Source organism: Streptomyces sp. NPDC028991, assembly GCF_055564775.1.
The window spans coordinates 36,346-50,623 of record NZ_JBVHVP010000013.1; the positions used below are offsets into that span (position 1 = coordinate 36,346).

At 70.5% G+C, this 14,278-nt stretch carries 12 protein-coding genes; 8 read left to right on the forward strand and 4 right to left on the reverse strand.

The window, feature by feature from the left end; all coding sequences use genetic code 11:
- Positions 1-6: 6 nt before the first annotated feature.
- On the forward strand, positions 7-564 hold the full coding sequence (locus ACZ4V1_RS23805) for a TetR/AcrR family transcriptional regulator (protein WP_468339333.1): 558 nt from the start codon (positions 7-9) through the stop codon (positions 562-564).
- An 86-nt stretch (positions 565-650) separates the two neighbouring features.
- Here ACZ4V1_RS23805 and htpG read toward each other — a convergent pair whose 3' ends face one another.
- Together htpG and ACZ4V1_RS23815 are read right to left on the reverse strand one after the other, a co-directional pair.
- Positions 651-2,555 carry a molecular chaperone HtpG gene (gene htpG, locus ACZ4V1_RS23810; protein WP_468339335.1) on the reverse strand — a complete coding sequence of 635 codons (1,905 nt, stop codon included), beginning with the start codon at positions 2,553-2,555 and terminating at the stop codon, positions 651-653.
- Between the two features lie 280 nt (positions 2,556-2,835).
- Positions 2,836-3,435, reverse strand: coding sequence for a GNAT family N-acetyltransferase (locus ACZ4V1_RS23815; RefSeq protein ID WP_468339337.1), 600 nt, complete (start codon positions 3,433-3,435; stop codon positions 2,836-2,838).
- 365 nt (positions 3,436-3,800) lie between these two features.
- Between ACZ4V1_RS23815 and ACZ4V1_RS23820 the strand changes: the two genes are divergently transcribed.
- The 7 genes from ACZ4V1_RS23820 to ACZ4V1_RS23850 all read left to right on the forward strand — a co-directional run bounded on the left by ACZ4V1_RS23820 (position 3,801) and on the right by ACZ4V1_RS23850 (position 11,076).
- Entirely contained in the window at positions 3,801-4,673 is an 873-nt protein-coding gene (locus tag ACZ4V1_RS23820) for an SGNH/GDSL hydrolase family protein (RefSeq protein ID WP_468339339.1), read from the forward strand.
- Positions 4,674-4,701: 28 nt separating this feature from the next.
- On the forward strand, positions 4,702-5,658 hold the full coding sequence (locus ACZ4V1_RS23825) for a GlxA family transcriptional regulator (RefSeq protein ID WP_468339341.1): 957 nt from the start codon (positions 4,702-4,704) through the stop codon (positions 5,656-5,658).
- 130 nt (positions 5,659-5,788) lie between these two features.
- Entirely contained in the window at positions 5,789-6,787 is a 999-nt protein-coding gene (gap, locus tag ACZ4V1_RS23830; protein ID WP_468339343.1) for a type I glyceraldehyde-3-phosphate dehydrogenase, read from the forward strand.
- A 49-nt stretch (positions 6,788-6,836) separates the two neighbouring features.
- Entirely contained in the window at positions 6,837-7,334 is a 498-nt protein-coding gene (locus ACZ4V1_RS23835) for a peptidylprolyl isomerase (RefSeq protein WP_468339345.1), read from the forward strand.
- Positions 7,335-7,482: 148 nt separating this feature from the next.
- On the forward strand, positions 7,483-8,961 hold the full coding sequence (locus tag ACZ4V1_RS23840; protein WP_468339347.1) for a glutamate-cysteine ligase family protein: 1,479 nt from the start codon (positions 7,483-7,485) through the stop codon (positions 8,959-8,961).
- 51 nt (positions 8,962-9,012) lie between these two features.
- Positions 9,013-9,846: a class II glutamine amidotransferase gene (locus tag ACZ4V1_RS23845; protein WP_468339349.1), complete on the forward strand. Its 834-nt coding sequence runs from the start codon at positions 9,013-9,015 to the stop codon at positions 9,844-9,846.
- A gap of 291 nt (positions 9,847-10,137) precedes the next feature.
- Complete coding sequence (locus ACZ4V1_RS23850; RefSeq protein ID WP_468339351.1) at positions 10,138-11,076, forward strand: TauD/TfdA dioxygenase family protein; 939 nt, start codon at positions 10,138-10,140, stop codon at positions 11,074-11,076.
- Between the two features lie 56 nt (positions 11,077-11,132).
- Here ACZ4V1_RS23850 and ACZ4V1_RS23855 read toward each other — a convergent pair whose 3' ends face one another.
- Positions 11,133-12,101 carry an AraC-like ligand-binding domain-containing protein gene (locus ACZ4V1_RS23855; RefSeq protein WP_468339353.1) on the reverse strand — a complete coding sequence of 323 codons (969 nt, stop codon included), beginning with the start codon at positions 12,099-12,101 and terminating at the stop codon, positions 11,133-11,135.
- A 292-nt stretch (positions 12,102-12,393) separates the two neighbouring features.
- Complete coding sequence (locus tag ACZ4V1_RS23860) at positions 12,394-14,241, reverse strand: glycoside hydrolase family 2 protein (RefSeq protein ID WP_468339355.1); 1,848 nt, start codon at positions 14,239-14,241, stop codon at positions 12,394-12,396.
- Positions 14,242-14,278 lie beyond the last annotated feature (37 nt).

The window sequence follows — 14,278 nt, forward strand, 5'->3', positions numbered from 1 at the left end:
GCTCCCATGGCAACCGGACACACGGATCCGCGGCGGCGTGAACGCATCATCGCCGCGACGCTCGACCTGATCGCCGAGGAGGGGATCGCGCGCGTCTCCCACCGGAAGATCGCCACGCGCGCCGGGGTCCCCCTGGGATCGATGACGTACCACTTCGGCGGCATGGAGGAACTGCTGCGGGAGGCCTTCGGCCGTTTCACCGATCACATCGTCGACGTGTTCGACGCCCGCCTCGGCGCAGCGGCCGACCGCGACCAGGCCCGGGCCGCGGTGGCCGACCTCGTGCACGACCTGTCCGAGGGGAGCCGGCGGGACCTGGTGCTCACCCAGGAGCTGTACACCCTAGCCGCGCGGCAGCCGGCCTACCGGGAACTCACGCACGAGTGGATGCGCCGCAGCCGCGTCCACCTGGAGAAGCACTTCGACCCGGACACGGCCCGCCAGCTCGACGCCCTCATCGAAGGCCTGACCCTGCACCGGGCGCTGGCCCGCGAGCCCCACGGCCGTGACCTCACCCTGGAGGCCATCGCCCGTGTCACCACCACGGACCGGCGCGCCCGCTAGGGCCAGTGGGCGCCGGCCCCCGTTCCGTTTCACGGACGCCACGATTCGTGGTGGTGCACGACGAGGCCCCCCACCGGCCGGAGCGGCTACAGGGTGCGCTCCAGCCGGTCCGCCACCAGCTTCACGAACCGGGCCGGCTCCTTCGGTTTGCCTCCCTCGCCGAGTACCGCCAGGGCGTACAGCAGTTCGGCGGCCTCGGTCAGCTCCGTCCGGTCCTGCTGCCCCGTGTGGACCCGGTTCAAGGACTTCACCAGCTGATGCTCCGGGTTGAGTTCGAGGATCCGCTTGGCGTGCGGGACCTCCTGACCCATCGCCCGGTACATGCTCTCCAGCGCGGGTGTGAGTTCGTCGGCGTCGGAGACGACACAGGCCGGGGAGACCGTGAGGCGGGAGGAGAGGCGCACCTCCTTGACGTCCTCGCCCAGATGCTCCGTCATCCAGCCGAGCAGCCCGGCGTACTCCTCGCTCTGCGCCTCCTTCTCGGCGGCGCTCTTGCCGTCCTCCTCCGTTCCACCGAGGTCGATCTCGCCCTTGGCCACCGAGCGCAGCCGCTTGCCCTCGTACTCGCCCACCGCGTCGACCCAGACCTCGTCCACGGCGTCGGTCAGCAGCAGCACCTCGACGCCCTTGGCCCGGAACGCCTCCATGTGCGGAGAGTCCTCGATGGCCTGCCGGGACTCGCCCGTCATGAAGTAGATGTCGTCCTGGCCGTCCTTCATCCGCTCCACGTAACTCTTCAGCGTGGTCGGCTCGTCTGCGTCGTGCGTGCTGGCGAACGAGCAGGCGGCGAGGATCGCTTCCCGGTTCTCGGAGTCGGTCACCAGTCCTTCCTTCAGGACGGCTCCGAACTCCCGCCAGAAGGTGGCGTAGCGGTCCGGCCCGGACGTCATCAGGTCCTTGAGCGTGGCCAGGACCTTCTTCGTCAGGCGGCGCTGGATCATGCGGATGTGGCGGTCCTGCTGGAGGATCTCGCGGGAGACGTTGAGCGAGAGGTCCTGCGCGTCGACGACGCCCTTGACGAAGCGGAGGTAGGGCGACAGCAGTTCCTCGCAGTCGTCCATGATGAAGACACGCTTCACATAGAGCTGTACGCCGCGCTGATACCCCTGGGTGAACAGGTCGTGCGGGGCGTGCGAGGGCACGAAGAGCAGGGCCTGGTACTCGAAGGTCCCCTCGGCCTGCAGCCGGATCGTCTCCAGCGGCTCGCGCCAGTCGTGGCTGATGTGCTTGTACAGCTCGTGGTACTCGTCGTCGGACACTTCGTCGCGCGGGCGGGCCCACAGTGCCTTCATCGAGTTGAGCGTCTCGGCCTCGCGCGCTTCGGCGCCGTCCTCGGCCGGCTCCGGCAGCAGGCGGATCGGCCAGGTGATGAAGTCCGAGTACCGCTTGACGATCTCCTTGAGCTTCCACTCGGAGGTGTAGTCGTGGAGCTGGTTCTCGGCGTCCGCCGGCTTGAGGTGGAGGGTGACGGACGTCCCCTGCGGCGCGTCGGCGACCGTCTCCAGGGTGTACGTGCCCTCGCCGCGGGACGTCCAGCGGGTCCCCTCGGTCTCACCGGCACGCCGGGTCACCAGAGTGACCTCGTCGGCCACCATGAAGGCCGAGTAGAAGCCGACGCCGAACTGCCCGATGAGCCCGTCGGCCCCGGCGGCGTCCTTGGCCTCGCGCAACTCCTCGAGGAACTTGGCCGTGCCCGAGTTGGCGATGGTGCCGATGAGGCGCGTGACCTCGTCGTACGACATCCCGATGCCGTTGTCCCGCACGGTGAGGGTACGGGCCTCCTTGTCGACGTCGAGCTCGATGTGGAGGTCGGTCACGTCGACGCCGCCAGTGTCGTCCCGCAGGGCGGCCAGGCGCAGTTTGTCCAGTGCGTCGGAGGCGTTGGAGACGAGCTCGCGCAGGAAGACATCCTTGTTCGAGTAGACGGAGTGAATCATCAACTGCAGGAGCTGACGCGCCTCTACCTGGAACTCAAACGTTTCGGTCGGCATGGCTGGTGAGTACCTCACAGGTCCCTGTCGGCTGAACTGACGGTAGTCACTTTAGAACAGCCCGGGTCCCTTTCCCCCGGCCGCCGCTGAGTCCTCCGGTGCGGCCGTCTCCCGTGCGGTGGACGGCGCCGGCCAGGTAGCTCTCGGCCGGGACGACGGCATCGGCTCCGGGCGCGGGCGGTACGGACGGGGCCGGGCGGGCATGGCCACGGGCACCGACAGCCGTCCCGGGAGCCGGCGCGGCGAGTGCTCTCGCGGCGGGAGTCACCCGCCCCGCCAGTCAGCGTCCGGGCTCCCGGAGCATGCACCAGGTCGGCGGGCCGCCGTCCGGCAGGCTCACCTCCGCGGTCACCTCGAATCCGAGGCGTTCGTAGAACCGTACGTTGGCCGCGTCCGAGGTCTCCAGGAAGGCGGGGGTACCCGCGCGTTCGGCCGCCTCCAGGCCGGGCCGGAGAACGGCGGTGCCCAGACCGGAACCCTGGGTACGCGGGTCCACCCCCACGGTGGCGAGGAACCACACCGGGCCAGACGGGCGGTGCGGCGCCAGGGCGCGCTCGGCCGACTCCAAGGCCGCCGCCCGGTCGCCCGCCAGCTCGGCGACTCGGGGACCGGCCTCGGCGAAGGCGGGCCCCGGATCCCGCTCCGGGGTCGTCCAGGCGGCGACGGCACGGCAGTCGTCGGTGACCCAGGCACGTCCGTACGCCATGGCGACCCGCGTCAGGAACAGTTCCTGGAAGCGGCGCACCCGCTCCTGGTGATCGTCGGCGGCGACCACGTGCCGGGTGAACGGGTAGTCCGCGAAGGCGCGGGCCAGCGTCCGTACGGCGGCGGGCACGTCGTCGTGGGTCGCGGGGCGCACCTCGGGTGCGAGGTCGGGCACGGCGTTCCTCCGGAGGTCAGGGGGCAGGGACAGGTCTGCGACGGTGGTGTTCCTGCCTTGCCGGCATATCCTCACCACACGCTTCGGCGATGGGCAAACGCCTTTCGCGGAGGAACACCGCCCGCGCCGATCGGGCCGCGGACGTCGGGAACCGTGGTGTCTCGGACCACCTGGGCGAGCCCCGCCCTTCAATCGGAATCGATCGAGAATCGATCGACCCTCGAAGGTCCGCTGCAAGAAGTTCCGTCAACAACGTTGACTCAAAGTCAGGTCGCGTGCACATTACTTAAAAGTAGAACCGATCGGTAACCAGCGGTCGCACACCCGCGCAACTCCCGCGCCCACGCCCCGAGAAGAGACCCCACATGCCGAAGCACGCCCTTCGTCGTGTCATGACCGCGTCAGCAGCCCTCGCCGGCACGCTGGCCCTCGGTCTCACCGACGCCACCGCGCACACCACCCCCTCCCTGGACTACGTCGCCCTCGGCGACAGCTACAGCGCCGGCTCGGGCGTCCTGCCCGTCGATCCCACCAACCTGCTCTGCCTGCGCTCCACGGCGAACTATCCGCACGTCATCGCCGCCGCCACGGGCGCCCGCCTCAAGGACGTCACCTGCGGCGCCGCACAGACCGCCCACTTCACGCAGCCGCAGTACCCGGGCGTCGCTCCCCAGGCGGACGCGCTCGGCGCCGGCACGGACCTGGTCACGCTGACCATCGGCGGCAACGACAACAACACCTTCGTCAACGCCATCACGGCCTGCGGCTCCGCGGGTGTCCTCAGCGGCGGGAAGGGCAGCCCCTGCAAGGACAGACACGGGACGTCCTTCGAGGACCAGATCGACACCAGCACCTACCCCGCGCTCAAGGCCGCGCTGCGCACCGTCCGCGCCAAGGCGCCCAACGCCCGGGTCGTGGCCCTGGGTTACCCGTGGATCACGCCGGCCACCGCCGATCCGTCCTGCTTCGCGAAGCTGCCGATCGCCGCCGGTGACGTGCCCTACCTCCGGGGGATCCAGGCGCGCCTCAACGTCGCCGTCGAGCGGGCCGCCGAGGAGACCGGTGCCACGTATGTCGACTTCTCCCGGGTCTCCGAGGGCCACGACGCCTGCGAGGCTCCCGGCACCCGGTGGATCGAACCGCTCCTCTTCGGGCACAGCCTCGTCCCCGTCCACCCCAACGCCCTCGGGGAGCGGCGCATGGCCGAGCACACCATGAGCGCACTGGGGCTGCGCTGACCCTCCGCTCCCCACGTACGCTGGCCCCGTGCCGTCCTCCCGCCTGCGCCGCGTCGCCGTCCTTGTGCTCGAGGGTGCGAAACCGCTCGACGTGGGCATCCCGGCGCAGGTCTTCACGACGCGCGCGAGCATGCCGTACGAGGTGCGGATGTGCGGCGCGGCGACCGGTCTCGTGACCGGCGGTGACGGCCTGTCGTACCACGTCGCCCACGGCCTCGACGCGCTGGCGTGGGCCGACGTGGTCTTCCTGCCCGGTTACCGGTCCCCCGACCTCGACGACCCGCCGCGGGCCGTCGTCGACGCACTGACGGCGGCCCACGGACGGGGGGCGCGGCTCGCCGCCATCTCCACGGGTGCCTTCGCGCTCGCCGCCACGGGCCTGCTCGACGGCAGACGTGCCACGACGCACTGGCACTACACGCGGGCGCTCGCGGCCAAACACCCTCTCGTGCGGGTCGACGAGAACGTGCTCTTCGTGGACGAGGGCAGTGTGCTGACGTCGGCCGGCGCCGCCTCGGGCATCGACCTGTGCCTGCACATCCTGCGCGGCGACCTCGGGGTGGCCGCCTCGAACCACGCCGCCCGTCGCCTCGTCGCCGCCCCCTACCGCAGCGGCGGTCAGGCTCAATACGTGCCGCGCAGCGTGCCCGAGCCGCTGGGCGAGCGGTTCGCCGCCACCCGTGAGTGGGCGCTGCGCCGGCTCGGCGAGACGCTCACTCTCGAGGCCCTCGCCCGGCACGCGGCGGTGTCGGCGCGCACCTTCTCACGGCGCTTCGTCGACGACACGGGGTACACACCGATGCAGTGGGTCATGCGCGCCCGCATCGACATGGCCCGTGAGCTGCTCGAACGTTCGGAGCGCAGCGTCGAGCAGATCGCCGCCGACGTCGGTCTCGGCACCGGTGCGAATCTGCGGCTGCACTTCCAGCGCATCCTCGGCACCACACCGAGCGAGTACCGGCGCACCTTCGCCCAGGGCGATTAGGGCCTGTCCGGCGCCGCCGCATGCCCCTGGCGCGATCCTTGCGAACCGTGGCACTCACGCCGCTCCCGCGGGCGGACGCCGCGCGAGAGCCTGGTGGCGCACCGCACGGCGAACCGAAGGGACACCACTCATGACTCGCATCGGCATCAACGGCTTCGGCCGCATCGGACGCAATGTGCTGCGCGCCCTGCTCGAACGTGACGGCAAGCTGGAGGTCGTCGCCGTGAACGACCTCACGGAGCCCGCCGCCCTCGCACGGCTGCTGGCCTTCGACTCGACGGCCGGCCGGCTCGGCCGCCCGGTGACCGTCGAGGGGGACACCCTCGTCGTCGACGGGCACCGGATCCGGGTGCTCGCCGAGCGCGAGCCGGCGCGGCTGCCGTGGACCGAGCTCGGCGTCGACCTCGTGCTGGAGGCGACCGGGCGCTTCACCTCGGCGGACGCCGCCCGTGCCCACCTCACCGCGGGCGCGAGGAAAGTCCTGGTCAGCGCGCCGTCGGACGGTGCCGACGTCACCCTCGCGTACGGCGTGAACACCGAGGCGTACGACCCGGCCGCCCACACGATCGTCTCGAACGCGTCCTGCACCACCAACGCGCTCGCGCCGCTGGCCGCGGTGCTCGACGAACTGGCCGGCATCGAGCACGGCTTCATGACGACGGTGCACGCCTACACCCAGGAGCAGAACCTCCAGGACGGCCCGCACCGCGACCCGCGCCGCGCCCGCGCCGCCGGGGTCAACATCGTGCCGACCACGACGGGCGCCGCCAAGGCCATCGGCCTCGTGCTGCCGAACCTGGACGGCAAGCTGTCGGGCGACTCGATCCGGGTGCCGGTCCCGGTGGGGTCGATCGTCGAGCTGAACACGACCGTCGCCCGTGACGTGACGCGTGAGGACGTGCTGGCGGCCTACCGCACCGCCGCCGAGGGGCCGCTCGCCGGAGTGCTGGAGTACTCCGACGATCCTCTGGTCTCCTCCGACATCACCGGCAACCCGGCCTCGTCGGTCTTCGACTCGGCCCTGACCCGCGTCGACGGCCGCCACGTCAAGGTCGTCGCCTGGTACGACAACGAGTGGGGCTTCTCGAACCGCGTGATCGACACCCTGGAACTGCTCGCCACGCCCTGAAGTGGCAGCCGGTTCGGCATCACCGGCACTCGCACGTCACAATGGTGCGATGAGCAATTCCAAGATTTACTTCGACATCGACATCGACGGCCAGGATGCGGGCCGCATCGTCTTCGAACTCTTCGAGGACGTCACCCCCAAGACCGCCAAGAACTTCATCGAGCTGGCCACCGGCGAGCACGGCTTCGGCTACGCGGGCTCCCCGTTCCACCGCGTGATCCCGCAGTTCATGCTCCAGGGCGGTGACTTCACCCGGGGCGACGGCACCGGCGGCAAGAGCATCTACGGCGAGAAGTTCGCGGACGAGAACTTCCAGCTGAAGCACACCGAGCCCTACCTGCTCTCCATGGCGAACGCGGGTCCGAACACCAACGGCTCGCAGTTCTTCGTCACCACCGTCCCCACCCCCTGGCTGGACGGCAAGCACGTCGTCTTCGGCAAGGTCGTCGAGGGCACGGACGTGGTCGACAAGATCGAGACCTACGGCTCCTCCCCGTCCGGCCGCACCTCCGCGAAGATCACGGTGCGGGAGTCCGGCAAGCTTTAAGGACTGATCGGCCGCACGAGGACCTGAACCGACGGGGGCCCACCGCACACAGTGCGGTGGGCCCCCTCCCGTCCCGCCTGGTGAGAGGCGCCAGGTGGTGCGACGCTGGGGTGGAGAGCTGTCCGAGCGAGGCAATCCGGGAGGGCCGATGGGACGGGACGTCCCGGCGCTGGTCTTCACCCGCGAGGACCGCCGCCGGTACCGGATCAAGATGCAGGAGTGCCTCGAGGCCTTCGCGCAGATGCTGCGCGAGTCACGGTTCGAGACCGAGCGGCCCCAGGTGGGGCTGGAGATCGAACTGAACCTGGTCGACGACGGGGCCGAGCCGGCGATGTGCAACAGCGACGCGCTCGAGGCGATCGCGGACCCCGCCTGGTCCACCGAGCTGGGCCGGTTCAACCTGGAGATCAACATCCCGCCCCGCCGGCTGACCGCGGGCGGCCCCGACTCCTGGGAGACGGAGATCCGCGCCGCGCTGAACCACGCGGAGGACCGCGCCAAGTCGATCGGCGCACATCTGATCATGGTCGGCACCCTGCCCACGCTGCGCCAGTCGGACGTGGGCGAGGCCGCCCTGTCGGAGAACCCCCGCTACCGGCTACTCAACGACCAGGTGTTCGCGGCCCGGGGCGAGGACCTGCACATCGCGGTGGACGGCGTCGACCGGCTGCGGACGTACGCCGACACGATCATGCCGGAGGCCGCCTGCACCAGCACGCAGTTCCACCTCCAGGTGTCCCCCGACGAGTTCGCCGGCTACTGGAACGCGGCCCAGGCGATCGCCGGGGTCCAGGTTGCCCTCGCGGCCAACTCGCCCTTCCTGCTCGGCAAGGAACTCTGGCACGAGAGCCGGATCCCGCTGTTCGAGCAGGCCACCGACACCCGGCCGCAGGAGATCAAGGCGCAGGGAGTGCGGCCCCGGGTGTGGTTCGGGGAGCGGTGGATCAACAGCGTCTTCGACCTCTTCGAGGAGAACCTGCGCTACTTCCCGGCGCTGCTCCCCCTGTGCGACGAGCAGGACCCGGTGGAGACGCTGGACCGGGGCGACATCCCCGAACTGGGCGAGCTCACCCTCCACAACGGCACCATCTACCGCTGGAACCGGCCCGTCTACGCCGTGGCGAACGACATTCCGCACGTCCGGGTGGAGAACCGCGTGCTGCCCGCCGGTCCGACCGTCGCCGACACCCTCGCCAACGGCGCGTTCTACTACGGGCTCACCCGCGCCCTGGTGGAGGAGGAGCGGCCGGTGTGGTCGCGGATGTCCTTCTCGGTCGCCGAGGACAACCTGCACACCGCGGCCCGGCACGGTATCGAGGCGCGGCTGTACTGGCCGGGCATGGGCGAGGTGCCGGCGCCCGAACTCGTCCTGCGGCGGCTGCTGCCGCTGGCGCACCGGGGGCTGGAGCTCTCCGGCATGGACGCGGCCTGGCGGGAGCCGCTGCTCGGCATCATCGAGCAGCGGTGCGTCACCGGGCGCAACGGCGCGGTCTGGCAGAAGGAGATGTTCCACCACATCGACGCCTCCGCCCATCCGGGCCGCCACGAGGCGCTGCGCCGGATGACCCGGCAGTACATGGACTACATGCATCTCAACGCCCCGGTCCACACCTGGCCGGTCGACTGACGTTCGCGCCCCGCACGGCAGCGCGCGCGGGGACCAGGGAGGCGGCAGACGATGTGCCGATGGCTCGCCTACTCGGGGACGCCCGTGCTGCTGGAGACCATGCTCTACAAGCCGCAGCACTCACTGATCGACCAGAGCCTGCACGCCCGGATGGGCGTCGAGACGACGAACGGGGACGGGTTCGGCGTCGGCTGGTTCGGCCCGGAGATGACGACACCCGCGATCGTCCGGGAGGTCGGACCGGCGTGGAGCAACCGCAATCTGCGGGAGATCGCGAGCCACGTCCGTTCACCGCTGTTCTTCGCGCACATCCGGGCATCGACGGGCAGCGCGGTGCAGCAGACCAACTGCCACCCCTTCCGCCACGGCCGCTGGATGTGGATGCACAACGGTGCGATCGCCGAGTTCCACCGCGTCCGGCGCGACCTCGCCCTGGCCGTCGATCCGCGGCTCTTCCTGGACATCGAGGGTTCCACGGACTCGGAGATGATGTTCTTCCTGGCCCTCACGCTCGGTCTGGAGGACGATCCTCCGGGGGCCGTGGCGCGGATGGCGGGGCTGGTGGAGGAGGTCGGTCACGAGCACGGCGTGGAGTTTCCGCTGCAGATGACGGTCGCCGTGACCGAGGGGCGACGGCTGTGGGCCTTCCGCTACTCCAGCCAGGGTGACTCGAGGTCGCTCTACTACAGCTCACGCGTGGAGAGCCTGCGGGCCCTCCATCCCGACCTGCCCTTCCTGCGCGAGGCGTCCGACGAGACCCGCCTGATCGTCTCGGAACCCCTGGGCGATCTGCCCGGTGTCTGGAACAAGGTGCCCGAGAGCAGTTACGGCATCGTCCAGCCCGAGGGCGATGCCATGCTCCCCTTCGTTCCGCAAATCGTCTGAGCCCATTGACACGGGCGCGGGAAGATCACACAATCGGTGCCATGACCACATACCGGTTCGGCACCACGGCGGAGTGTCCCCGCGTGCCCGAACGAACCGGTTGTGAGCGCTCCGGCCGATAACGGCCGTCTTCGAACCGCAGGCCCGACGCGTGCCGCGTTGTGTGCCGAGCGGTCTTCCGTCCGGCGACCAGTCCGGAAATCACCCTCTTTTTTGCCCGGCCATCCGGCGGTGCTGTCGTGCCGCCGTGGGCCGGCCCCACCGATACCGCCACACAAGGGGAGGACTCCCATGACCGTAACGGCCACCAGTCCGAGCACCGGCCTGCGCGAAGCACGCGTCCCGCAGGACGGGATGTACGAGGGCCGGCGCGTCCTGCGCCGACTGCCCGCAGGGTGGGAGGAACGGCCCTACGAACTCTTCGAGGTCGTTCCGCAGGCTCGCACGATCGGCGCCGAGATCAGGGGCGTCGACCTCTCGCGCCCGCTCGTTCCCGCACTGCGCGAGGAGTTGAACCGCGCCCTGCTGGAGTGGAAGGTGCTGTTCTTCCGCGCCCAGCACCTCACGTCCGACCGGCAGCGCCGGTTCGCCGGCAACTGGGGCGAGCTGGAGACCAACCCCCTGCTCGCCGCCGGCTCCAGCGAGGACGTCGTCCGCTTCGACAAGGCCGACGGGGCCACCCCGACGTACGAGAACGTCTGGCACACCGACGTCACCTTCCGCGAGCGGCCGGCGCTCGGCGCCGTCCTCCAGTTGCGCGAGGTGCCCCCGTTCGGCGGCGACACCATGTGGGCGGACATGGCGGCCGCCTACGACAACCTCCCGCAGGAGGTGAAGGCCCGCATCGACGGTGCCCGTGCCGTGCACGACTTCATCCCCGGCTTCGCGAGGTTCTACGGGCCCGAGCGGCTGATCCCGCACCAGGACCTGTTCCCGCCCGTGGAGCACCCCGTCGTGCGCACCCACCCGGAGACCGGACGGCGCATGCTGTTCGTCAACACGTCCTTCACCACCCACATCACCGGTATGGACCGGGACGAGAGCGACCGGCTGCTGCGCTTCCTCTTCCAGCAGGCGCACGTCCCCGAGTACCAGGTGCGCTTCCGCTGGCAGCCGGGTGACGTCGCCTTCTGGGACAACCGCGCCACGCAGCACTACGCCGTGGGCGACTACGGCACCGACCGCCGCGTCGCCGAACGCGTCGCCATCGAGGGCGACCGCCCCTTCTGACCCGGCGCGCCGGGGGGCCGGAGCCGGCAGTCCGTGTCCGGCAGCCCCCGGGGCCCTCACGCGGAGGACCGGGGGTGGTTCTGGTCGCGCCAGTCCCGGGGCGAGATTCCGTACGTCCGTTTGAACACTTTGCTGAAGTGGGCGGCGTTCACGAAGCCCCAGCTCCGGCCTACCGCGGCGACGGTCCGCAGCCGTCCGTTCGGGCCGGCCAGCTCCCGCCTGCATTCGGCCAGGCGGCGTGTACGGATCCAGTCTCCGAGGCTGATGCCCGACCGGGACAGCACCGCGTAGAGGTGACGTACGGAGATGCCGTGCGCGGCGGCGATCCGCGCGGCCGACAGATCGGGATCCGCCAGGTGGGTTCGGACGTACTGAGTGATCCGCAGGCTGAGTGTCGCCTCCATCGGGCCCTTGGCCAGGCCGAGGTTGCCGTACTGGGCCGTCAGGACGGCGCGGAGGAGTTCGATGCTGGGTTCCACGACGGCGTCGGCGTGCGCGCCCTGGCGCAGTTCGTCGGTCACGGCCAGTTGGGAGAAGTAGGTGAAGGCGAGCCGTGCGACGGGGTTGTCGGGGCCCAGGGGGACCGTGCTGGTCTCGCGCAGCAACCGGTCGGGGAGCGCGAGTGCCGCACGGGGGAACCGCAGGAAGTGGTGGTCGACGCCCTCGTCGAACAGCAGCGTATAGGGAGAGATCGACTCGTAGACGGCCAGCTCTCCGGGCTTCAGCACGCACTCGCGGCCGTTCTGCGCCACCAGGCTGGTGCCCGTCGTCTGGAGGCCGAGGAAGACGGCCGGTTCCTCGTCCTGCCGGGCCAGCCGCTCGGTCCGACGGACGGTGACCGCCGACGCCCGCGCCGAACAGAACCTGAGAGGCCCTACGGCGCCGAGCCCGATGCGGACGGAGATGTCCTCAGCCGCGGGACGGTGGTCGATATCGACCGCCACCAGGGATTCCCACACCGCGTGCCGGACCACCTCCTCCCGGTCCCGCGGCGGTATGAACGCCGTATCCAGGACCGGGCTCATGCGGTGCACCTTCTTCTCGGCCGGTCGCAGAGCCGGCCCCGCGGCACCTCGGCCCGTTCCCCCACAAGTCCCCCTCGCCACGGACGGATCCCGCCACCATTGTGGCGGGAAACCTTGCTGGCTCAACCGTCCCACACACATACGTGCGCACGGATGGCACAACTCCCTCCACGCATGACGAGGTTCCGTCACCGCGCCGGGACCATGGTCTTCAGGTGATCGCGGAATCCGGCTCCGGCGGCGCGGCCCTGGGCCGGTGCGGCGCCCCGTAGTGCGACCGGGTCATCCTCGCTCAGTCCGTTTCCGGCTCGGAAGGCCGGGCCGGTTCCTGCTCCTCGATCGCGGCCGGGCGAAGCTGTGCGGCACGGATGCGTTCGACGTCGAGTTTCTCGCCGCGGTCGAAGCGGTAGACGCCGTTCTGCTCCTGGAATACATCGGTCAGTTGCGTGTAGCAGTAGCCGAACATGTCACGGTCTGCCAGCAGTACCCCGGTCAGACCGCCGAACCGCTCGTGGAACTCTTCCTCGTTGCGGACCCGTTCCCCGTAGCCCCAGGACTCCGTGCGGTCGTCGCCGGACCGGTCGGCGGCCGCCTCCGGGTCCCACCAGATGCCGCCGAACTCGCTGACGAAGTACGGCTGGCCGCGGTACGGCTGGGAGTACGGGGTGCCGGTCTCGTGGGCGTTGACGTAGGGGGCGTCCTTGGCGAGGCCGGACATCAGCTGCCGGAAGGCGGCCGGGTCCTGCTCGTAGTTGTGGGAGTCGTAGATGTCGGTCTCGGGGACCCGGTGGGCGTACCCGGAGGCGTCGATCACCGGCCGGGTGGTGTCCATGGCCTTGGTGGCGAGGAACATCGCGCGGGTGACGGAGTCGAGCTGGGTGATGCGGTCGTGCAGCTTCTGGTACGTCTCGTTCAGTGGGCACCAGCCGATGACCGAGGGGTGCGAGTAGTCGCGTTCGAGGGCCTCCAGCCACTGGCCGACGTAGGAGGCGTCGGGCCGCTGGTTGTCGCCCGAGGAGCCGCCCGTCTCGCAGCCCCAGTCGCCGAACTCGCCCCAGACCAGGTAGCCGATTCGGTCGGCGTGGTACAGGAAGCGCTCCTCGAACACCTTCTGGTGCAGCCGGGCTCCGTTGAAGCCGGCTTCCATGGCCAGCTCGATGTCCCGCACCAGTGCCGCGTCGGTCGGGGCGGTCATCAGTCCGTCCGGGTACCAGCCCTGGTCCAGGACGAGACGCTGGAAGAGCGGGCGCCCGTTGAGAGTGACGGCCTTGCCGCGCAGGCCCACGGCGCGCAGCCCGGCGTAGCTCTCCGCGCTGTCGACGACCTGTCCGGCGGCGTCGAGGATTTCGAGGCGCAGGTCGTACAGGTGCGGGTCGCCGGGGCTCCACTCCCGTCGGCGGCCGTCCGGTACCGGCAGGTGGAGGCGCGGGGCGAGGTCCAGGTCGGCGCGGACCTCGGCGCGGCTCACCTCGCCGTCGGCGTCGGCCAGGACGGCGCGTACCCGGTGTCCGGGCCGGTTGCCGGACAGCGGCAGTTCGAGGTGGAAGGCGGAGCCGGCCAGGTCCGGGGTGATCCGGGGGCGGCGCAGGTGGAGGTCGGGGACGGGCTCCAGCCAGACGGTCTGCCAGATGCCGGTCACCCGGGTGTAGTTGCAGTCGTGGTTGGCGTACCGCACCGCCTGCTTGCCGCGCGCCTGCGGGCCGGACCTCGGGTCGCGGGCCCGCACGGTGACGACGACCTCCTCTCCCGCCCCGGCGATGTCGCCGAGGTCGGCGGTGAAGGGGGTGAAGCCGCCGCGGTGCCGGGCGACCTCCTTGCCGTCGGCCCATACGGTGGTGTCGTAGTCGACGGCACCGAAGTGCAGCAGTACGCGGCGCCCGGCCCAGGCCGCCGGCAGGGTGAGGGCGCGCCGGTACCAGACGGCCTCCAGGAAGTCGGTGTCCCCGATGCCGGACAGCTCCGACTCGGGCGGGAAGGGTACGAGGATCTCGCCGTGCAGCTCGCGGTCGAGCAGACCGCGTTCGAGTCCGCTGTCGCCCCGGTCGGTCTCGAACTGCCAGGCGCCGTTCAGGTTGAGCCAGTCGCGGCGCACGAACTGCGGTCGCGGGTACTCCGGGCGGGGTACGGAGTGAGTGGGCACACATGCTCCAGTCGATCGGTGGGCCGGCGCGGGAGTG